Source organism: Listeria sp. MAN/IMW/UF464, assembly GCF_058683955.1.
Map to the genome: position 1 here is coordinate 1,164,307 of NZ_JBZWZP010000001.1, position 22,513 is coordinate 1,186,819.

General features: G+C 38.4%; 19 protein-coding genes. 8 read left to right on the forward strand and 11 right to left on the reverse strand.

From position 1 onward, the window contains the following. Positions 1-126: 126 nt before the first annotated feature. Together AC4PG0_RS05920 and AC4PG0_RS05925 are read right to left on the reverse strand one after the other, a co-directional pair. Complete coding sequence (locus AC4PG0_RS05920) at positions 127-1,827, reverse strand: oleate hydratase (RefSeq protein ID WP_492167343.1); 1,701 nt, start codon at positions 1,825-1,827, stop codon at positions 127-129. Positions 1,828-1,936: 109 nt separating this feature from the next. Beyond that, a complete protein-coding gene (locus AC4PG0_RS05925) occupies positions 1,937-2,497 on the reverse strand; it encodes a TetR/AcrR family transcriptional regulator (RefSeq protein WP_003735640.1) in 561 nt (186 codons plus the stop codon). A gap of 120 nt (positions 2,498-2,617) precedes the next feature. Here AC4PG0_RS05925 and AC4PG0_RS05930 point away from each other — a divergent pair, with 120 nt between their 5' ends. Next, complete coding sequence (locus tag AC4PG0_RS05930) at positions 2,618-3,595, forward strand: HD domain-containing protein (protein ID WP_492167505.1); 978 nt, start codon at positions 2,618-2,620, stop codon at positions 3,593-3,595. A 35-nt stretch (positions 3,596-3,630) separates the two neighbouring features. Here AC4PG0_RS05930 and AC4PG0_RS05935 read toward each other — a convergent pair whose 3' ends face one another. From AC4PG0_RS05935 to AC4PG0_RS05955, 5 genes are all read right to left on the reverse strand, one after another. Further along, positions 3,631-3,966: a DUF3139 domain-containing protein gene (locus AC4PG0_RS05935; RefSeq protein ID WP_492167504.1), complete on the reverse strand. Its 336-nt coding sequence runs from the start codon at positions 3,964-3,966 to the stop codon at positions 3,631-3,633. A gap of 532 nt (positions 3,967-4,498) precedes the next feature. Then, positions 4,499-6,049, reverse strand: a complete 1,551-nt coding sequence (locus AC4PG0_RS05940; protein ID WP_185590266.1) for a hydantoinase/oxoprolinase N-terminal domain-containing protein — start codon at positions 6,047-6,049, stop codon at positions 4,499-4,501. Further along, positions 6,042-7,142, reverse strand: coding sequence for an S-methyl thiohydantoin desulfurase family protein (locus AC4PG0_RS05945; protein WP_003728991.1), 1,101 nt, complete (start codon positions 7,140-7,142; stop codon positions 6,042-6,044). The genes AC4PG0_RS05940 and AC4PG0_RS05945 overlap by 8 nt, the downstream gene beginning before the upstream one ends. Next, a complete protein-coding gene (locus AC4PG0_RS05950) occupies positions 7,143-8,426 on the reverse strand; it encodes a cytosine permease (RefSeq protein ID WP_003770537.1) in 1,284 nt (427 codons plus the stop codon). A 132-nt stretch (positions 8,427-8,558) separates the two neighbouring features. Next, complete coding sequence (locus AC4PG0_RS05955; protein ID WP_033837874.1) at positions 8,559-10,154, reverse strand: PucR family transcriptional regulator; 1,596 nt, start codon at positions 10,152-10,154, stop codon at positions 8,559-8,561. 155 nt (positions 10,155-10,309) lie between these two features. Here AC4PG0_RS05955 and AC4PG0_RS05960 point away from each other — a divergent pair, with 155 nt between their 5' ends. From AC4PG0_RS05960 to AC4PG0_RS05980, 5 genes are all read left to right on the forward strand, one after another. After that, a complete protein-coding gene (locus AC4PG0_RS05960; protein WP_003760516.1) occupies positions 10,310-11,257 on the forward strand; it encodes an AAA family ATPase in 948 nt (315 codons plus the stop codon). A gap of 4 nt (positions 11,258-11,261) precedes the next feature. Next, positions 11,262-12,410 carry a DUF58 domain-containing protein gene (locus AC4PG0_RS05965; protein WP_194316637.1) on the forward strand — a complete coding sequence of 383 codons (1,149 nt, stop codon included), beginning with the start codon at positions 11,262-11,264 and terminating at the stop codon, positions 12,408-12,410. After that, positions 12,407-14,572: a transglutaminase TgpA family protein gene (locus AC4PG0_RS05970; RefSeq protein WP_492167342.1), complete on the forward strand. Its 2,166-nt coding sequence runs from the start codon at positions 12,407-12,409 to the stop codon at positions 14,570-14,572. The genes AC4PG0_RS05965 and AC4PG0_RS05970 overlap by 4 nt, the downstream gene beginning before the upstream one ends. Before the next feature lie 138 nt (positions 14,573-14,710). After that, positions 14,711-15,475 carry a DUF4866 family protein gene (locus AC4PG0_RS05975; protein WP_070753632.1) on the forward strand — a complete coding sequence of 255 codons (765 nt, stop codon included), beginning with the start codon at positions 14,711-14,713 and terminating at the stop codon, positions 15,473-15,475. Positions 15,476-15,494: 19 nt separating this feature from the next. Then, positions 15,495-16,160, forward strand: coding sequence for a YoaK family protein (locus AC4PG0_RS05980; RefSeq protein ID WP_492167341.1), 666 nt, complete (start codon positions 15,495-15,497; stop codon positions 16,158-16,160). 43 nt (positions 16,161-16,203) lie between these two features. On the opposite strand, the gene AC4PG0_RS05985 is transcribed toward AC4PG0_RS05980, so the two are convergent. Both AC4PG0_RS05985 and AC4PG0_RS05990 read right to left on the reverse strand, forming a co-directional pair. Further along, entirely contained in the window at positions 16,204-16,929 is a 726-nt protein-coding gene (locus tag AC4PG0_RS05985) for a DUF2238 domain-containing protein (RefSeq protein ID WP_003760505.1), read from the reverse strand. A gap of 179 nt (positions 16,930-17,108) precedes the next feature. Continuing rightward, on the reverse strand, positions 17,109-17,747 hold the full coding sequence (locus AC4PG0_RS05990; RefSeq protein WP_492167340.1) for a type 1 glutamine amidotransferase family protein: 639 nt from the start codon (positions 17,745-17,747) through the stop codon (positions 17,109-17,111). A 138-nt stretch (positions 17,748-17,885) separates the two neighbouring features. Between AC4PG0_RS05990 and AC4PG0_RS05995 the strand changes: the two genes are divergently transcribed. Continuing rightward, entirely contained in the window at positions 17,886-18,818 is a 933-nt protein-coding gene (locus AC4PG0_RS05995; protein WP_492167339.1) for a helix-turn-helix transcriptional regulator, read from the forward strand. Between the two features lie 59 nt (positions 18,819-18,877). Here AC4PG0_RS05995 and AC4PG0_RS06000 read toward each other — a convergent pair whose 3' ends face one another. Both AC4PG0_RS06000 and AC4PG0_RS06005 read right to left on the reverse strand, forming a co-directional pair. Beyond that, positions 18,878-19,807, reverse strand: coding sequence for an LCP family protein (locus AC4PG0_RS06000; protein ID WP_003770521.1), 930 nt, complete (start codon positions 19,805-19,807; stop codon positions 18,878-18,880). Positions 19,808-19,945: 138 nt separating this feature from the next. After that, positions 19,946-20,248, reverse strand: a complete 303-nt coding sequence (locus AC4PG0_RS06005) for a hypothetical protein (protein ID WP_003760499.1) — start codon at positions 20,246-20,248, stop codon at positions 19,946-19,948. Positions 20,249-20,418: 170 nt separating this feature from the next. Here AC4PG0_RS06005 and pbp4 point away from each other — a divergent pair, with 170 nt between their 5' ends. Then, complete coding sequence (gene pbp4, locus AC4PG0_RS06010) at positions 20,419-22,455, forward strand: penicillin-binding protein PBP4(5) (protein WP_070752571.1); 2,037 nt, start codon at positions 20,419-20,421, stop codon at positions 22,453-22,455. The last annotated feature ends 58 nt before the right edge of the window (positions 22,456-22,513 follow it).

Consider the following 22,513-nt stretch of genomic DNA (forward strand, 5'->3'; position numbering starts at 1 on the left):
TTTTCGTCTATAAAGATTATAGCTGTTTTATGGTTCACAAGCAATGCTATTTCGTAAATATCAGTCGTTTGTCCTGTCTCGCACAAAAAAAGTAGCTATTCTGTAACAAATAGCTACTTTTCAACTTTATCTAAACATGGTTTGGGTTGCTTTCGCTAGCACTTTTGGATCACGATTGTGTGGTGTTACTGGGCAGATTTTTTTGTCAATATCAAGCAACGTGTACACGGCGATTCTAGCAGCGCGAACGGAATATTCTTCGGTGAAAACCATATCTTTTGGAATTTCCACAAATTGGCTAATCATCGCAAAGTTTGTACTACCTTCTGGAACAACGGCCGGACGATCACTCATTGCCCGTGGTTCAAATTGCGCATCTATATATGGCATGTAGCACGGAATTACATTGATAATATCCGCTTTAATTTCTTCAAAATCGTCTTGCCAGTTCAAATGACACATTAATTCATATAAAATTTCTTCCCCAGTACATTCTTTCATTGGTTTTTTCACGAAATCCCCCACGCGGTCTGGATATAATCCGTAACCCCAGAAAATCGTAGTGTTTGCATCTTGCGCTTTAAAATGAGGTTGTGCGGCAACAACGGTACTCATTAACCAATTAGAATCTTTGAAAGTCATGAGCGCACCACTTCCTGGAATGTTCCCTGTGAAGCGTTCAATGCGTTTTAATAATTTATCGCCATGACAAGTGACGGTAAAACTTTGCCAGTTTGTTTCTTCTTCATGACCGAAGAATGGCTCTGGATTGCCTAAATTTGGTTTCTTTTGAGCGACTTTGTACCAAAGCTCCCCAGAAATTGGTTTTTCTTCAGGTTTTGGCGCTGGTGTATTCATATCACCAAGAGTCGCGCTATCTGTCATACAAGCATTCGTCATAATCACATCATCGTCCGGTCCAAGTTCGATAGTGGATCCATCCGATAAATGAAGTGCTGTCGCTGTAATTCCAGGAGCATCTTTAAAATCAATATCTTCTACCGTTTGATTAATCGTAAAATCAACATGGTGTTTATCTAAAAATGTTTTTAACGGTAAAATCAAGCTTTCGTATTGGTTTAGAGGCGTTCTCGTTACACCTTCTAGCGTATCAATACGACTAAATTCTAACATCATCCGATTCATATAACGTCTAAATTCAAACAAACTGCTCCATTTTTGGAAAGCAAAAGTGGTTTGCCACATATACCAAAAATTCGTTTCGAAAAAGTGTTCGTCAAACCAATCACGTATCGTTAAATTATCGAGTTTTTCTTCCGGAGTAGCGAGCAGTTTCGTCATCGACATCCGGTCATTATTATTAAATCCCATCGAATGCGCATCGAGGATATTGCGATCTTTATCAACTAATCTCGCTTGCGCATGGGTTGGATGTAAATGGTCAAAATTCAAAATCTCTTCAGTCACACTAAAGTTCGGCATATCAAGCGACGGAATACTACTAAATAAATCCCAGAAATTTTCATAAGTTTCTTCATTCAGCATCCGACCACCGCGACAAACAAAGCCATGTTCCACACTTCCGGCTCCATCATTACTTCCGCCTAAAATATGCATACCTTCAATAATATGAATATTTTTCCCATCAAAATTGGCATCACGAATTAAATAAACAGCCCCCGCCAAACTAGCAATCCCGCCACCGACGAAATACACTTGTTTGTCGCCGTAATAGCGCGCTTTAATTGTTTCATCCACTGCCCGTTCTTTTTCAGCGGCCTTTTGTTCAGAAATTTTCTTTGCGGCAATACCTGTTCCAATTGCAGCCCCAGTTAGAGCAACTAGCGTACGTTTTTTATTTTTCATCACTATCTCCTCCAATTTCTTGATACAGATAGTATACCTCGCCTTGTTTGCTTTTAATCTGGGCAAAAGAACGCTTATGTCTGGTTTTTAGACAAATTCGCCATATTGTCTAGTTTTCGCGGTACATGCTATTTGCCAAAAATTCCGTATCCTTTGCAAGTCGAAATAGCTGGTTCGCAATCGTTTCCGGAGCCTCTTTAAAACCGCGCGTAATCCATTTAATCAGTACTCCTGAGCATCCGTAAGAAAAGAATTCCGCATAAAATACCCGATCTGCCTCGTTCACGGCTCCATTCGTATCAATTTTCTCAAATAAATCCATAAACAGCGAATTCGTTAATTTAGAAAAGCAAAAAGAAAGGATACTCGCATCCGCCGAAACCGTGTTTTTATAGAAATCAGCATTTTCTTTAATCGATTCCAGCATTTTCAGCACATGCTTATCCCAATTTTCAAGCGTAATCCCGTCTGCCAAACAATGGAAAAAGTCATTTTCATACGTCCAAGTAAGCAAATCGTATTTATCTGTAAAATGATAGTAAAAAGTTTGCCGATTGAGCCCACAAATATTCGTAATATCCGCAATACTAATCTTTTCAAACCGCTTATGCTGACAAAGCTCCATCAGCCCACCAGCAATCGCTTTTTTAGTAATGAGTGATTCCGCCATGGCATCCGCCCCGTTTCGTTTGTTTGGGTTAATTGTATCTCAGGTGGGGTTGGAATTGCTAGGGAAAACATGGAAAACATTTGTTCGCTAATATATAATTGAAAAAAAGAGGTGAATATGATGAAAATGACAGACCCACTCTACGGAACATTTGAAATAGAACCTGTTTTGGCTGAACTAATCCAAAGTCCATTGGTTTCTAGGCTAGCACATGTGCATCAAGGTGGCTCGAGTTATTTAGTAAATCCGCTTTGGGACCTTAGCCGGCTTGATCATTCGATTGGTGTGATGCTATTTATTAGGAAATTCGGTGGTTCTTTGGAGGAGCAAATTGCTGGATTATTGCACGACGTATCGCACACTGCTTTTTCGCATGTGGTGGATTATGCGCTTGATTTTAAAGAAGAAGATTATCATGAGCAGATATTTGAGGATTTTGTAAAAACTTCGACGATTCCCGCCATTTTAGAGAAGTATGGTTATTCTTTTGAAGGGATTTTTGATGATATTTCGAAGTGGAAGATTTTGGAGCAAGAAGCCCCGGAGCTTTGTGCTGACCGGATTGATTACACGCTTCAAGATTTGTATCGCCATGGGAAAATTAGTTTGGCTGAGGTGGAAGAATTTTTGCAGGCTTTAGTAATGATTGATGGGCGACTTTATTTGGCAAATATCGCTCTTGCAGAATGGTTTGTTGAGCAATATTATTCGGAAGTAATTGATTATTTTTATGATCCGCTGAATGTTTATAGTTATGAGATTGTGGCTGAAGCAATGCGCATTGCGTTTCAGCAGGAGACGATTACAACCGCGGATCTTCGGTTGACTGATGCTGAATTGTTAGCTAAATTGAATGCGAATTCAGATGCTCGGGAGAAAATTCAGTTGCTCGCGAGTCCCCATTTGGAAGAAAATGAGGCGGACTTTACTTATCATCATAAGAAGAAAATGCGTTTGATTAATCCGTCTGTTTTGGTGGATGGGCGGCTTATTCCGGCTGATGAGCTTTCGGAAAAAGTATGTGAAATGAATCGAGAGGCGAAGATGAAGAGTGAACGTGGAGCTTACATCAAAGTGATACAAAAAAGTAAGCAGTAGTAGTGCTGCTTACTTGATATGCTTGTGTTTTTGTTTTAATTATTTTGTTCTTGTAGTGGTGGATGCTTCATTTGATTGTCCTCTTGACTTGAGCCATCTTTAAAAGCACTGACATAAATATGGTAAGGTAAGTCTATCCTTTCATCATAACTATATTCATACTTTAGTTTTGAATCATCTTTAAAAACTATTTTTGTAAGATAACCGCCCATTTTCCAATCTTTCTTTATCACCCTAGTTTCAATTTGATTGGATTTGATTTTTTGTTCTGCTAGATAATTATCCACTGCTTTATTCGCCGTATGTTTGGGAATTGCAAACCAATAAACGTATCCAATAACACTAAGTAGGAATATGATACCTATCGTTATCCACCATTTTTTTTACTTTTTCATTTAGTTACACTTCCTAAGACATGAGATTTATTTAAAGTATTTCACTTGTTGGGGCATATATGCTTTTGAAAAATAGTTTGGTAAATCGTACACAGTAACTAAGGATGGAAATACTTGCACAACAGGCCTATTTCCTGCACCAAAATAGTTTTTCCTACTAAAACCATAGCATAGAAAATGAATGCATAACCAAAAATGTAATGAAATGTCCGATTCTTGTCATGAACGACCTATTTTAGGCTAAAATCAATACATTAAGAATTGATTTATTTGAATACATGTTCAAAATAACACAAATTGTGTCAATATACATAATTTTTTACATTGAAAAATAAAATAAGTCATTAAATCGTTCAAATAAATAATCTATTTCAAACAGAACTAAAATCCCATGTGTATAAAATACATGTTTATACACATGGGATTACATTAAAAAACAGACTGGAAATAAAGTAATTTCTCACTTTATCTCCAGCCTGAAATGAGCAATACTCACTATTTCCTTCCCCTAAACCAAATTCCCCACAACTTTCACGCGCAATCTGGTCGCATTGCCCGGATGATACGCCAATGGGATTTCTTCCACTTCCACCACTTCAATCGAGTCAGTCACTGCGCCGGCAAGGGTTGCTTGTTCTCTTGCTTTTTGCTCGGCATCTTTGAGCGCTTCTTCCCGCTCGATTTGAGAATAGATGTAAATTTGTTCATATTGTCCGCTAATTTGGGAAATGGATGCGCCGATTGCGTTGGCGACTGGGCCGTTTTTGTCGCGGAAAATTTGTGCGACACCAGAGATTTCGTCTGGAATAATAACGCTACCACCGCCAACAAGAACTAGGCTTACACTCCCTGAACTTGTTTTCATTTTATCAATCGCATCTTCAGTCATGTCAGCGATTTTTTTATAGGCTTTTTCGGCAAAATCGGTCGGGATATGTGCGACTAATTCAGGGTTACCGATTTCAGCCATTCCTAGACGAACCGCGATGTCGGTAGTGGTCATCGTTTTACCGCCAAAAACTAGTGCTTCTTCGGAAATACGGTAGCCAACGCTATCTGGTCCGATTGTTATATCGCCATCTTTTTCGCGAACGATACTTCCTCCACCAAGCCCGATGGAAATAATATCTGGCATTCTAAAGTTCGTACGCACTCCGCCAACATCAACCGCAAGCGAGGATTCCCTAGGGAAACCATCCGTCAGCACTCCAATATCAGAAGTCGTGCCACCAACATCGAGAACCATCGCGTCTTTAAGTCCCGCCAAGTAGGATGCGCCGCGGATACTGTTCGTTGGTCCACAGGCAATCGTCAAAATCGGGAATTGTCTTGCATAGTTTAGCGACATTAAAGTTCCGTCGTTTTGACAAAGATAGATTTCAGCGTGCTCAATTCCTTCTTGTTCTAATGCTTTTTCAAAACCATCACTCGTTGCCGCGATAACTTTGAAAAGGGCTGCGTTTAAAATCGTCGCGTTTTCGCGTTCAATCAGTCCAACAGAACCTACGGAAGAGGAAATCGAAACTGGAATATCTGCGCCTAGTTCTTCTTCAATTATTTTTTGAACAGCTAATTCCTGATCGTTTTTCAAGGAAGAAAAGACGCCAACAACTGCGACGGATTCCACTTCACCTTTCCAACTAGCTAAGGTTTCACGGATTTCTGCTTCGTTGATTTCTGATAACACCTGACCATCGTATTCGTAGCCGCCACCAGTTAATTTATATTTTCCAGATAAAAAGCCAACCATATCTTCCGGCCAAGCTGTATATGGTAAAACGGATGCTGTTGCAGGATAGCCTAAACGAAGAACGCCAACTTTTGCTAATTTTTTACGTTCCACAATCGCGTTCGTACACTGCGTTGTTCCTAGCATGGCGTGCGTTACTTTCGAGCGATCAATGCCCGTTTCGCTCAATACGCGATGAAGTGACTCAGTAATTCCTGTTTCAATATCTTCACTCGTTGGCATTTTTACACTATGAATAAGTTTTTGATTTTCATCTAAAATAACGGCATCGGTGTTTGTACCGCCAACGTCAATTCCAATTTTATACATGACGGCGTTCCTCCTTTTTTACAAGTTCTTCTAGTGGTTCAAAATCAACATCGTAGCCGAAATAGCGCGGTCCAACTGTTTCGATACCTTTGTCCGTTCTCCAAGCATCATCAGCTGGCAGTGCCATCACGCGGACACGTTTTCCGTATTTGAGCGCTTCCGTCGTTACCGGCATCAGCGTTTCAAGGTCTACCATGCAAATTAAATCTGGTGTAATTGCTATCGGTTCGCCGTTTTTCTCCGCGACAAGATTTTCGTTTTGGAAATGAACAATGACTTCGCTATCAGTGTCTTTGTTTAATCCGTCAATTTTCACGCGACCAAAGTTGAAGCCTGCGCGCGTTTCCCGAACAACATCGGTAATTTTCCCTTCGAATAAATGATAACCGTGCGTTACATCTAATAGTTTTTGTAGTTTTTCTGCTTCGTCCATCGAAGTTTCGCGAATTACTTTACCAATTTCTTCAGATAGCGTCACGATATTTTTAATACTGCTTTGCTTGATTTGCGCGCCATTACACGGGTACAGGCTCACAAGAGAACTCGCGCCCATTTCGACCGTTGTCACACGTGCAAGTCGTTCGGTCCATTTATTATCAATCGTTTCCATGATGCCAATATTGCCTTTTTCATCGGTGATAGCCATTGGTGTTGCGGAAATCCCGTCTAGATGGAACGTCACCATTTGTAGTTCTGGAAAAGCCCGGCCCATGCCGTCACAGTCTACCATTGGCAAACCTAGTTGAGCTGCCACAACGATTGGAATCATTGAGTTTACTCCACCAGCTTCCATTGGGAATGTTCCTTTTACTTCTTTGCCTACATATCTACCTAATTTTTCAAATACACGAACGAACTCGTCGCCTTTAGGAAATTTTTCAATGAGTACAGACGGCGCCCCCATCATCGCAGCTGGAATGAAATAATCATCGTCTGCAATTTCTTCTGGAGATAAAAGTTTAATTGGTCCATGTTTTTTAATTGCAGTTAATGCCATCATCTTGCCAATATATGGATCTCCGCCGCCACCAGTGCCAAGAAACGCGGCACCAATCGCGATATTTTCAATAGCTTGTTCATCTAAATAACGCATTTATTTTCCCTCCAAGTTTTCTACATTGTTCGTTTTCCCGCTCAGCACTTTTGCCCCAACTAAGTAAACAGCTAGTGACAAGATAATGCCGATAAGTGGTTGGTTTGGTAATTGTGGTAGCGTCGGGAAAAATGTCAAAATAACTGGAATTCCCGCGATTACTGCACCAACTAACCAAGAACTTACGCCAAGCCAGTTTACGCCTGATACTGGTGCCCATTTGGATTTATCACCTTTTTGAACAATCCAGTAAGATGCAATCATAACTCCTGCAACGGGTGGTACCATTGCAGAAAGTACGGACATAATTGGAACAAAGTGGTTCAAGATTCCGATAACTGCTAGAATAGTTCCCAGTCCACCAGCAATCGCAACTGCTACTTTATGATATTTTTCTGAGATATTAAATACATTGATGATTGCAATCCCGCCTGAGAAAGCATTTACTGCATTGGTAGTCCAAGCGGCAAGGATCAAGCCGATAATTCCAAGAACTGGTAACCCTAGATTAGTAAATACGACAGAAATATCTGCTGTACCTGCTGTTAAAGCAAGAACCGCGCCTACCGCAATCATTAGGACACCTGATGGCAAAATCCCAACAATAGCTGCTTTTACAACGTCTTTACGTGATTTTGTATACTGCGAATAATCCCCCGCAATAACTGCCCCTAAAGCAAACGAGCCAATTGTAATAGCAAGACCCGTCATAAACGACATACTACTTGCTGGTTTGTAATTTTCCACAACCGCAATTCCGCCATTGTTTAAAGAAACTATTAACCCATAAATACATACGAAAAGTAAAATCGGAACTGCAACATAATTTAAAATACTCAAAATTCGAATACCATAAATAGCTGAAAGTAACATGATAACTCCCCAAATCAAGGAAGAAATCGGAACCGGAAGATTAATACCATAAATTCCTAAAAACTGTGAAAATGCGGCCCCACAAACATTGGCTTGAATTCCAAACCAACCAAGACAAGCAATCGCCAGTAGAATTGAAATAATTTTCTTAGATCCTTGTTCCCCAAAAACCTGTGAGGCTACGCTAACTGCTGGAATCCCTAAGTCACTACTTTGCATTCCTTGATATATCATAAATAAGACAATAACGCCGTATCCTAAAAGTGCTATTAAAATGGCTTCCCATAAAGGCATGCCTGAAATAAGTGTTCCTCCTACAAGAAGACTCGGAACGCATATCATTGCGCCGGTCCATACAAATGCCAAACTCTGCCAGGATTGTGTTTGCTCTACTGTTTTCTTCTCTGTCATTTTGTTTCGCCCCTTTTCTTGAAATAGTTGTATTAATGACTAATTATATAAGAACTAGCTGGCATTTGTATTTATCAGAATTGAAAAAAAACAGCGCAATCTTTGTCATTTTGGACAAAAACCGCGCTGTTTTCATTTATTATTGTTTGTTTCGCCAAGTAAACGCCGAATTGCTACTGCTAAATAAAGGTTATAAGACTCGGGAATTTTCGTTGCTGGATATTGCAATAACTCATTTATCCGCTGAATTCGGTATTTAATCGTATTTTTGTGGAGAAATAGTATGTCTGCTGCTTGGTTATAATTCGATTCCCCTTCTAGTAAAAATACCGAAAGCGTCTCAATCAACTCAGCATTGTCTTCCAAAGGTTTTAAAGGTTTCATTTGTTCCGCAATTGCGAGTTCCCCTCGACCGACTATTTCGACGCATTTCGCTGCAAAATCGAATTCTTGGAGCGAATATATCGACTTATTAGCATAAATTGCATTCGCTGCATTTTTATATTCATTTACTAGTGAATAAGCGTTTTGGACATCTGATGTTTGTTCCATACCTTGGCAGACGGTGATTTTTAAAGCTATCCCGATTTCCTTCATCATTTCAGCAAATGCTTGAGCCGTATGCGTCCGGTCTCGTTGCGCAACGGAATTATCTAGAAGGACGACGATATTATCTTCAAATAAATCAATCAGCGAAACATTGAAATGACTAGAAACATAGCTTTTCAGTTCCTTTAATACGAGTTCGTTGTCACGAACAGCTTCAGGTTTTACAAGCCACATCCATTTAATAGAAGAAACATCAACATTTAGAATTTTTCCAAGTCGGCGCATCTTGACACTTTCATCATTCAAAATAGCCTTCATTAGTTCGGTTGTACTAATTTCGACATAATTTTTGCCCCATAAATTCATAAATACTTGGACAACCTCGCTAATTTGCATAGCTACGTCGATAGTTAATGCTCCTTTTTCTTTCATCATAAATAAGTGCATTGCCTGCATACCATCTTGAAAAATCGGTCTTTTAGCTGTATAAAAATCTCGTTCGTCTAGGGTCAGCTGGACAAGTTCGTGCTCGTTTATATGTTTTGATGCTTCAATTACTCTTTCAAAATCCCAGTGACGGGTCCGTGGCCAAGTGATGGAATTAATGACTTGGAAGGAATTGTCCGTTAAAACAAGCGAGACATGCGTTCTATCAGACAGGATTTTCAGTGTCGTATCAATGTTTCGTTGCGGTGGTCTTACGCTTGAAATTTGTTCTAGTGACTCGGTTACAAAATTAGTGTCTGTCATTTCCTGTTTCACAATGGCCTCAACTACTTCATAGATAACTTCACTATACCTAAGCGACATCTCATTTTCTGGCATAACAATAATGGTAAAATCGAGTTCATTTGCAAAATCCACTAGCTTTTGGTCAATTTTCGGGACAAATATTCCAACATAGTAAAGTATTAAAGCAACTTCTCCGACCTTATGTAATCGTTCAATCGTGCGACACTGCGCCTCGACGTCATCCCGAATATTCACAAAAGCCGATACAACTATTTCACTGCCATAAAATTCATCATTATCAAATAAATCATCTTCTAAAAGAGCTACCTCTGTATATTCTAAAACAGAAATAGACGAAACAAGCTTAGATAATCCTGATTTCCCAGATACTACTTTCGCTTCTTTTAAAGATGGTAGTTTCATTAAATCTGCTAATTTTACGCTCAAAGTTCGCCACCTCCAGTTATTCTAAGTGTAAACAATCTCCTTAGAAAAGTCCATGCCACCTTAAATCTTTTACATTCCAGGTTGATTATAGTAGCATTAAACCATGAATAAACATATTCTGACTAAAAACACATGAAAAGAAACGGAGGCAAATTATGTCTACAGAGCCATCCATTAAAATAAATGAGATTATTAATGAAGTTGAAAAAGTTATCGTCGGTAAACGACATGTTGTTAAATTAAGCTTAACTGCCCTACTTGCGGGAGGTCATGTATTACTAGAAGATGTTCCTGGTGTTGGTAAAACAATGATGGTCCGTACATTAGCAAAAACAATTGGGGTTTCCTTTAAACGAATTCAATTTACACCAGATTTATTACCGGCAGATGTAACTGGAGTTTCGATTTTCAACCCAGAAACACGTGAATTTGAGTTCCGTCCAGGTCCAGTCATGGGTAATATTGTGCTGGCCGATGAAATTAACCGAACAGCACCGCGCACTCAAGCAGCTTTACTTGAAGGTATGGCGGAAAGCAGCGTGACAGTTGACGGTATTACGCGCAAACTTGCTGACCCTTTTTTCGTTATGGCGACACAAAATCCGATTGAGTATGAAGGCACTTATGCACTGCCAGAAGCCCAATTAGACCGTTTTTTACTTAAAATCAACATTGGTTATCCGACTGTGGAAGAAGAAATGCAACTACTTACTTTAAAACAATACCAAGACCCACTTGATCAAACGAAACAAGTAGTAACCTTAGAAGAATTAGTAACGCTAAAAAATAAAGCAAAACAAGTCTTTATTGATGATGTTTTAAAAAATTATATTATTCGCTTAGTAGATGCGAGCCGTAAACATCCGTCTGTTGCGCTAGGGATTAGTCCACGTGGCTCGCTCGCATTTATGCAAGCAGCTCAAGCTTTTGCACTTATTGAAGGCAGAGACTACGTTATTCCTGATGACATTCAGTATTTAGCGCCTTATATTTTCACCCACCGTCTCATTTTGAAGTCTGAAGCTTATTATAATGAAGAAACAGCCGAATCCATTATTGCTTCCATTCTGAAAAACACGTCAGTCCCGGTAGAGAAGAGGTAACAAGATGTTAAAAAAACGTCTCTTATTAGCATCTCGGTGGATTATTATGCTAATTATTTACGCTGGACTTTGGGCTTATACGTTATTTCAAGGTGATACAGCTAGCTGGTTTTTAACCTACTTTTTCAGTTTTATCTTGTTATTTTTGTTTTTATCCTCGATTTATCCACTAAAAGCGTGGAAAGTGAATCGGAGTTTTGTTAAAAATACCTATCATGATGGCGATTTAATTGATATGCAAGTATCATTCACTCGAAAATCGCGTTATCCGGTGGGTTATTTGCTATTCCAACAAAAAATACCCGCTAGTTTTGGCAATGTGAGCGCCCGCCAACAAGTGGTTTATCCGCTTTTTAAAAAGCATTTCACGGTCACATTGGCTGGATTTGTAGGTGTTCGTGGGATTCATTCATTTCCACCTGTTGATGTAGAAACTAGCGATGCTTTTGGCTTATTAGAGCGTTCGCGCCAACTATCTTCCGAAAAAACGCTCACTATTTATCCAACCTATTTTCCGGACGTACTAGAAAAAATCAGTGAATCTTCTCCAGAAAATGAACGCAATGCCGCTTACTGGACGCTTAAGAAAAACAGCAATTTGCACAGTTTGCGCGAATTTTCTTCTGGTGACCGGATTTCCCTTATTGACTGGAAATCTTCTGCTAAAAGCAACCAACTAATGACTCGAGAATTTGAAAATAGTGCGACATCGCGTTTGTCGGTTATTTTTTACGGAGCGAGCCATCCGAATTTTGAATTATCACTTCGGGCGGCCTACTCGTTTATTCGCAAAATCTCCGAAGATAATGGAGAAATTCGAGTTACACTTTTAGGCGATCAAATAAGTAAATTCGCTCCTTCAAAAGGCACAAATCGACTTCAAGACATTTCGACAGCATTTGCTGAAATTGCGCCTGTCGATAGTTTGTCGCTCCAAGAATCACTTGATAGCAATCTACATGCTGGAGAAAAAATTCTTCTTTTCACACCATGTATAGATACGATGTTAATGCAAAAAGTAATACGGTTAACGGATAATAAGCAATTACAGATTATTACTTTTCAATCAGAACATGCTAAAGCTATTGATATTCCAGCGATTTACCTTGAGCCCGCTAGCCTCGAAAGCAGATGGGAGCGTGAAAATCGATGAAAAGATATTTATCTCTCGTATTGCTATTTATCTTATCTGTTTTGCTAATTTCAGAGTGGATTTACCCATTTTCTGAGCTAACAGAACTATCTACTCCAAATTGGATTATTTTATTTATAACTATTTCACTCGGTAGTTTTTTCCTTCGTTTGAAATATTATTGGACGATTCCCCTTCATTTAATCATGATTTTCGTGGTTTCGGGAATTTATTATGCTAAAGATAGTATTTTTTCCATGAATTGGTTTAGTTCTTTTTTCCAAATCACATTTAATGGTTTTAGAGATATGGTTCAATTCCGTTCATCGGATATTGCCATGAACTTTATTTTAATCGTCTTTTTAATTGCTTTGTGGCTGCTTAGCTATATTACAACTTATAGTATTTTGCGAAAACAACGGATTATGAGTGTGTTAGTTTTAACGGTCAGTTATTTGGCAGTTATTAATACTTTTACAGATTATAATAGTAATTGGGCAATTGTTCGAACTGTTTTAGAAGGATTTTTATTGCTACATCTTGCGCTTTCGAGCCGAATTGCGTCTCCAAATCGAATTAGCGCGGATTCACTCAAACGAAATGGCCTATTTTATCATGTCTTTGTAGTCCTATTGCTTGCAGTATTTGTTTTTAGTTCGCTAATACTACCTAAAAAAGCGCCCATTTTCCCTGATCCAGTACCGACGATTAAAAATGCGCTTGGAATCAATACTACTCGCACAGTCGGTTACAGCGAAGACGATACAACGCTTGGTGGCGCACTCCAAAAAGATAATGCTACCGTATTTACCGCTCGTACGGAAAAAGGGCACTATTGGCGCGTTGAGTCTAAACGTGTTTATACTGGAACTGGTTGGGCAAACGAAAAATCAGCAGACATAACGTCTTTCTCTTCTGGTGATGACTTCCCTATCCAACTTACAGAACAAACAACTGGAGATACCAAAACAGCCGAAATCAGTTTTGCTTCTTCAAGTGATTACATTCCATATCCATATGGAACCCAAACAGTTAATAGTGCGGTTGATTCATTTAGCGCCAATTTAACGACTGAAAAAATTAATCCTGTAGATACAATCAAAAATTACACGGTTCAAATGAAATCACCTGTTTACGACATCGAAAAAATGCAAAAAGCTGATTTCAGCACTTTATCCAGCGCATTTGTTTCAAAATATACGCAAATGCCAAAAGAACTGCCTGACCGAGTTACAAAACTCGCCAATAAAGTAACTAAAGATGCTGATTCAATTTACGATAAAGCAAAGGCCATCGAAAGCTACTTAAGCGCTTCTGGCACATTTACTTATAGTACTGAGGATGCGAAAGAAACGCCAAATGGTGCTGATTATGTCGACCAATTTTTATTTGAAACCCAAATTGGCTATTGCGATAATTTTTCTACTTCCATGGTGGTAATGCTTCGTTCGCTTGGTATCCCAGCAAGATGGGCGAAAGGGTATACTCCAGGTGAAGGCGAGAAAAAAGGAAACGACTCTAAATCAACGTATACCATTACAAATAACGATGCACATTCTTGGCCAGAAGTGTTTTTCCCTGGTACTGGATGGGTTCCATTTGAGCCAACAGCTACCTTTACAAATCCGGAAGACTTCCAAGAGCCAACTACCGAAACTGCCAATAAACCAGAAACACCAAATGACAGCACGAGTACTCCAGAAACACCAGCTAAACCAGATAAAACACCTGAGCAAGAAGCCGGAAGTAGCTCTACTGGGGAAACGCCAAAACAAGAACAACCAAAAACCGACTCAACTTCAAGCTTCAAACTACCTTCATGGTTCTGGTGGATTCCTACTGGCTTAGTTGCTGTTTTACTTGTTCTCGTCGTTCTATTTAGACGCAGAATTCGTAGTTACTTATTACTTCGATCACTATCAAAAGCACCTGAATTCAGTAAAACATATCATAAATTAATGAAATCTCTTGCAGTTTATGGTTATGTTCGCGAGCCAAGTGAAACGTTACGCCACTTTGCAATACGTGTTGATAATGAGCTGAAAACCGCCGACTTTACCGAGCTAACAAAAATTTATGAGGCTCAGGTTTATAGTAATAATGACGCGGAAAAAGGAATGAAGCCAAATGAAATCGAGCTTACTGAGAGAATTATTGCGCTTTTAAACAAACACGATAAATAATGAAACGAGCCCATGAATTATTATGGGCTTGTTTCTATGAATTTTTTATTATTTCTTGGTAAATATGAGATAATATATTCGAATTGCTTTTAAATTAGTTGATTTGGTGTACTATAAAAAACAAAGGAGAGCAAAAAAATGACAACTATTTTTCCTAAAGAAGAAAATACAACTAAATTATTTGCGCAGATTTTAGCTAATCCAACAGCGTGTAGACGTTTTAAAGATGTATTTCTAGATAATTTAGAGAGCTACCAAGAAACGCGTGGTTTTGAAAAAGAGGATTCGCTTTTTGCTAAAATTATTTTATCCGCCTACCAACAAAGTGATGTAAGTGCGCTATTGTTAGGTATTTGCGGAAGGACTTTATTCGAACTTCTTAGACAGGCTTTTCTAATTCCTAAAAAGCTGACTGGAAAAACCAGCCATTCTCCTTTGTTTTTAACAGATCAACAAGGCACTTTGACCGCGAGTAAGGAAGAAGTTTCTAACCGCGAATTCGAAAAGTTTCAAGAAATTTTTCATTCGGAGCTTTCTAGTTCGGAAACTGCAATTTATTTAGTAGACGATGAGGATATTGTTCATTCCTATGAGCCTGATTTTACTATATCGACCAAAACAATAAATAAGAAACGTGGGATACTTGTTTTATATTCTCTTCCTAGCACGCTTAAGCTTGGAATGACAGAAGCTCAAGTTTATGCTGATATTTGGGAAACGTTCTTAAAAATTCAAGAAATCATTCCATCAAGCAGGATTTTTTACGGACAAGAAACTGCGGATAATGCAGATGAACTTGGCGTATTCCTGCCAATTCACCATTTTGAAAAGAAAATGTTGCAAAATATCGAGCAAGTAAATCACTTAATTAGTACGATTCGCGCGCAATTGCTTAATAAATAAGAAAAAAGGATGAAAAGTTATGGTACGCTCAAGGCAAATTTCAGAATCAATAGGGCTAGGACTCTTGTTAGCTCTAGCAGGCGGATTTATGGATGCTTACTCTTATATTGAAAGAGGACAAGTATTCGCAAATGCACAGACAGGGAATATACTTTTATTCGGAATTAATCTTTCAGAGGGGCACTGGGCTATCGCAATTCAGTATTTTTGGCCGGTTGTCTCTTTTACGGTCGGGATTGCTTTATCAGAAGTAATTCATCGACGTGATATTAGACGTTTACACTGGAGACAGCTTTCCGTAATGATAGAGGTTGTTATTTTAGTCGCTGTTGCGTTTATTCCACTTGATCATAATCTAATTGCCAATTCGCTCATATCTTTTGTTTGTGGTATTCAAGTAGAAAGTTTCCGAAAAATGCATGGTAGAGGGATTGCGACGACGATGTGTATAGGAAATTTGCGGAGCGCTACGCAAAATTTATGCGATTATTTCGAGTACAAGGAAAAACAATATCTGCGTAACAGCTTGCTATATTTTACCGTTATTCTTAGTTTTATCATTGGTGCTGTCGTAGGGAATTTCTTTATTCAGCTTTTCGCACAATATGCTATTCTCGTTTGTGCATTTATACAGTTTATTGCCTTTATGATGATGTTTATTGATAGAGAAAGTAAAATAATATAAAAAAACTGCCAACAAAATGATTTCTCACTTTGCTGGCAGTTTTTTATTTCGCGTCTTCTTCTACTTTTTTAAATTCGAAGTTCTTCATCCATTTTTTATTTTTACGAATGGAGAAATAACCGACAACCGAGATGACAAATGCGCCGAGGAAATCTACGAACAGATCGCCCATTGTGTCTGCAACTGCTGCATGACCTTGTAGCATTGTACCATCTTCTAGCATCGTTTTTTGCATGTTCATTCCAAAGCTATCTGCTGCAAATTCATAGAACTCCCAGAAAACGCCTAAAAATACAGCAAAACTACAAGCAAATAATGCCACAAAAACCGGGCTCATAGAAAGCGTAATCCGTTCATCGTTATTCAGTAAACTTACAATCGAAAAGCCAAGCCCACCAAGCATAGCCCCACTAAATGTATGTAAAATCGTATCCCAGTTAGGAATCAAATAATAGAAACTACGAACTTCTCCAAGATAAATCGCGCAATATAAGAAAACGATGAATACAATATACATCGCATTCGGAATGACGAATTTCATTTTTTTACTAATAATTGATGGTAGAAATAGAACTACCACGCCAAGAACACACTGCATAAGCATAAGTGAGTAATCGCCTTTTGTTTGCTGTCCTTCTGGTACATTGCCAGATGGTGCTGTAATTAAGTTAACTATTGCATAAACCATAGAAATCACGAGCGTTATTAATACAAAAATTGCAAGAATCTGTGCCCAGTTCCATTTCCGTTTTTTCGTTTTGTCTTTCATGAAGCGCCTCACCCCTTTTTAAAATATGTATTCATTATAAGCTATGTGAAGCGAAAAAAGAAATTTAAAACCAGCCTGTCAATTCTCTGCCTGTACTTTGTGACAATTTTTCATCTAAAGTTAGCCAAACAGCAAGCGACCAATCTGCTTTAATATTGTAGATTAGCCGCTCCACTTAATTAGTGATCATTGTTACCTGGCAAACTTTCCATGAGCGCATAGAAGTGTTTGGGGTCACCAGTATTGAAATAGGCATACCAAGACTCAAGTGTGTTTGACTCAAAAACGTCCAAATGCGCAATAATTTGCTTAGCCCATAACAAGGCTCCAGCAGAACTCGCTGTAATCAGATTGTTATCCCCTACAGAAAGCTCATTTATATACGAACTTTCCCCTTTATAACTAGAAGAGAACATTTCTAAAAATCCTGCTCCATTACTTGTATGTGGACGATTATCCAATAATCCATGATTCGCAAGTGCAACTGTAGCTCCACAAATTGCAGCTACCGTAGCATTTAAAGCGAGAAGCTCACTTGCTTTTTTGATAATTGCTTTATGCTCTAGCTTGTTCCATGTGTCAGCTCCTGGCAATAACAATACACTTGTTTCACTCATAACAATGTCATCAATTACACAATCAGGCACTATCGTCATCCCACCCATTGTTTTAATAGGCTCTTTCGAATAACTAACTGTTTTGAGCGATACGCGATTTGCGTCTTTTTTAAAAAAACGACGAGAATTGAGCTCCGAATTTACATAGCCTATCTCCCAATCTGCTAGAGTATCAAGAACGTAAACATAAATTGTAAACATATATTTCCTCCATTTTCTATTAATTTTTTATATCAATGATTACTATGTTAATCTCCTTTCCTTACTTTTCAGTATAGCTCCCGATTGTTGACACCATTATGGCAACAATATATAGTAATTTTGAAAGGTGGCTATTATATGAAAGTTGATAGGCTTATGAGCATTGTTTTAATTCTCCTTGATAAAGAACGTATTAGCGCACAAGAGTTAGCTGATAGATTTGAAGTTTCACTTCGTACAATTTATCGTGACATAGACGCGATTGACTTGGCTGGTGTACCTATTCGTTCAACTCCGGGCGTAGGTGGCGGGTTTGAAATTATGCCTGACTACAAGATGGATAGCAAGGTTTTTTCAACAGCAGACCTTTCCGCTATTCTTATGGGCCTTTCAAGTCTTTCTAACATGGTATGCGGAGATGAACTGATAAATGCTCTTGCAAAAATAAAAAGTTTTATCCCAGCTGATCGAGCAAAAGAAATCGAGCTAAAAGCGAACCAAATTTATATAGATTTAAGCCAGTGGACGGGAAATAACAACATACAACCACATGTAGAAATTATCAAAGTGGCTTTGCAGGAAAACAAGTTACTAACCTTTGAATATATAGCTCACCAAGGAAATAAGACCGTAAGAATAGTTGAACCATATCAGCTTGTAATGAAAAGCAGCCACTGGTATTTGTATGGGTATTGCCAAAATAGGAATGATTTTCGTTTATTCAGGTTATCTCGTATGTCTGGTCTGCAAATACTTGAGGACACTTTTACACTGCGAGATTTTCAAAAGCCACAGTTAGAAATGGAAGATATTGTAGCAATTATGCAGATAGAAATTAAAATTCGTATTCATCAATCCATTATCGATAGAGTGCTTGATTATTGCTCTTATGAAAATTTTTATCCCGATGGTGAGGAGCATTACATTGTCAGTTTTCCTTTTATAGAAAACGAGTATCACTATGATATTCTCTTGAGTTTTGGCGATAAATGCGAATGTTTAGAGCCATTACATGTTCGTGAAAAAATGAAGCGTAGAATTTATGATATAGTCTCAATCTACGAAAGTTAATGCTTATTTTCATCTAAAAAAAACACGGAAATCCGAAGAATGGATTTCCGTGTTTTGCTTTATTTAAGAAAATCTTGTAATGCTTTCGCGTTGGCAGCCATATCGTCTAAACGAAGAACTGCTCCTGCACCGTCAATTCTTTCATTGTGCCATTTTCCTTCTACAGGAATCGCGAATTTTTCCATTGTTTCTGTTTTTCCTAGTAGGAAATCTGCGCCAATTGACATTAATGTGCCAGTCGGGATATTGGTAGAAGAATAACCTTGTAATTTTCCGATGACATCTGGAATTTTAGTAACATCTCCAACATCAATAGCTTGTTCTTTCAGCGCTTCTAAAACCTGCTGTTGACGGCGAATTCGACCGAAGTCTCCTTCAGCATCTTTACGGAAACGAGCATATTGTAATAATGTTTTACCATCCATTACTTGTTCGCCTTTTTTAATGTTTGCATCAATATTTTTCGACATATCTTTTTCTGCATTGATCTTGATGCCTTCTGGTGCTACTGTATCAACAATCTTAGGGAAACCTTCGAAATTTGCTACTACATAATACTGCACATCTACACCAAAATTTTCTTTAATCGTTTGGCGGACCAGTTCTGGACCACCGTATGAATATGCTGCGTTGATTTTATTTTTGCCATGACCTGGAATATCTACATAAGTATCACGCATGATTGATACTAGTTTTGGCGTATTTGTTTTCGTATTATAATGAGCAATCATCAAGCTGTCTGAACGCCCTTGGTCTTCACCACGAGAGTCACTACCGATAAGTAAAACATTAATCTCATCGCCAACTGCTTTTGCACCGTTAAATTTGTATTCTTTTAATTTACTATCATTTTGCGCTTCTTTTAAGCTCGATTGATATTGAAAATAACCTATAACTGCAACTACACCAACTAAAATTAATAGGGCTACAAGAATCGTACCAAAAATTCTACCTTTACGTGCCTTTCTTTTTTGTGCATGTCTTGCCATTTTTCACACCTCATTTATTGTAACTTACCTCCATATTACAATAAAATGACAAAAAAAGAGAGCGATAATTCCATAAGATTTTTTAAAGATTGGAATAAGCCCTCTAAAAACATGATTTTAGAGGGCTTCTAGCTTATTCTAAAGTGTGCTGTCACTATTAGTACTATCACTTGTGCCAGAATCCGAACTATCGTCTGAAGGCGCCTGACCTGGCTCACCAGATGGCGGCGTTCCACTCGGCGCACCATTTCCTCCAGGGCCTTGCATCGTTCCATTATTATTTTCCGGGGTATTTTGACTAACTGAATACAGCTGATAACTTAAAACACTAATAATTATGACAGAAAGAATACTAACAATAATCGTGCTCCACTTCCATTTATTGTGGATGCCTTTCCCACGAATAATGACTTTCTTTTCTGGTTGTTCCATCTCTTCCATCCAACATCATCCTTTCGTTACCACTACTTTACCAAGCAAATAAGAACAAATTATGACATGAATTAGAAAAAAATATGTCGGGCAAATCTAAAGTTTTCTTTAATTTTTTCAACTTTTTTAGAAGTGTTTGGTATAATTAATTGAATAAAACATGAATTAAGGGGTGTATTATGGCTAATTTAAATGGGAAAAAAGGTAACAACAAGAAAGCAATTATCATTGGAAGTATTGTTGCTGTTGTCGTCCTCGCAGGTATTGCCATTTATTTTTTCATCCAAAATCAACATAAAGATGAAAAAAACGCTTTAGCAGCCGCAGAAACTTTTACATCAAATATCGCTAAAGAAAAGTACGATAAACTAGGAAATAGCGTTTCAAGTGAATCTCTGAAAAAAGTAGAGTTCACAAAGAAAGAAATGGAAGAAAAGTATCAAGCCGTTTACGATGGAATTGGTGCAAAAGATATTAAAGTCAAAAATTTAAAGTCAGTCTATGATGACAAAGAAAACAAATTCAACTTAACATATGAACTAGAAATGCGGACAAGCCTTGGAAAACTCGCTACGCAAAAATACAAAACGACTATTTCCAAGCAAGATGACGACTGGAAAATCGACTGGAAACCGGCACTCATTTTCCCAGGGATGGTGAAAACAGATAAAGTTCGAATGACAGAAGATGATGCAGAACGTGGTCAAATCGTTGACAGAAATGGAAAACCGCTTGCAACTACAGGACAATTTGCCGAAGCTGGAGTTGTTCCTTCAAAGCTTGGTGAAGGCGATGAAAAAGTTAAAAACATAACTGATATTAGCAAAAAGCTAGATGTTTCGACAGATTATATTAACAAGCAACTCGAGCAAAAATGGGTTCAAGCAGATAGTTTTGTGCCACTAGTTACTTTAAATAAAGATAAACTTCCCGAAGCAACAGGTCTTACTTACGCTCAAAAAGAAATGCGGACGTATCCATTAAATGAAGCAACCTCGCATTTGATTGGCTATGTCGGTGAAGTTAGTGCTGAAGACATTGAAAAAAATCCAAAACTCAGCGTTGGCGATGTCATTGGAAAAAGTGGCTTAGAACGTTACTATGACAAACAATTGCGCGGTAAAAATGGTGGCGCAATTAAAATCATCAATGATCAAACCAAACAAGAAGACACTTTACAAAAAATCGATAAAAAAGACGGCGAAGAAATTAAACTAACTATTGATGCTGATGTTCAGAAGAAAGCATTTGATAGTCTTGGCTCTGAAACTGGCGCCGTGACAATGATTAACCCAACAAACGGCGAACTATTAGCATTAGTGAGCACACCTTCTTATGATGCAAATCAAATGGTGCTAGGAATTACTTCCGAAGATTACGCAAAATATAATGACGATAAACGCCTTCCTTTCTTAGCAAGATACGCGAATCGATACGCACCGGGATCTACTTTTAAAACGATTACTGCAACGATTGGGCTGGATACTGGAATTACCAAACCCGACAAAGTCCGTGAAATTTCTGGATTACAGTGGCAAAAAGATGCTTCATGGGGCAAATACTTTGTTACTCGTGTCCATGATGTTCCAAAAGTAAATATGACGGACGCACTTGTGCACTCTGATAACATTTATTTCGCCCAAGAAGGACTTGAAATCGGTAAAGATAAACTAACAGCTGGCTTGAAAAAATTCGATTTTGATAAAGAATATAACTTACCTTTCACAATGAAACCAGCACAAATTTCAAATGATGGACTGAACTCGGAAATTTTACTAGCTGACACATCTTACGGACAAGGCGAATTACTGATGTCGCCAATTCAACAAGCGATTGCTTACTCGGCCATTGCCAACGACGGAAAAATGCCTTATCCAAAACTAGATACAAAAGAAAAAGCTGGCAAGGAAACACAAGCAACCGAAGCCGCATCTGCTAACCAAGTCAAAGCAGCTTTAGTCAAAACTGTTTCTGACCCAGCCGGCACAGCGCACGCCCTACAAATTCAAGGTCACAATATCGCAGCCAAAACCGGTACAGCCGAACTAAAAGAAAAACAAGGCGAAGATGGCCTTGAAAATGGCTTTGTTTATGCCTTCGATGCCGACAATCCCAATTATCTCATGGTAGGAATGATTGAAAACGTCAAAGGTCGCGGCGGTAGCGGACTTGTAATCGATAAGCTAAAACCAGTAATAGAAAGTATGTATAAATAAAAAAAGAGCCATTCTGTTCGCGAACAGAATGGCTCTTTTTTACTGGAGTTACTTGGTT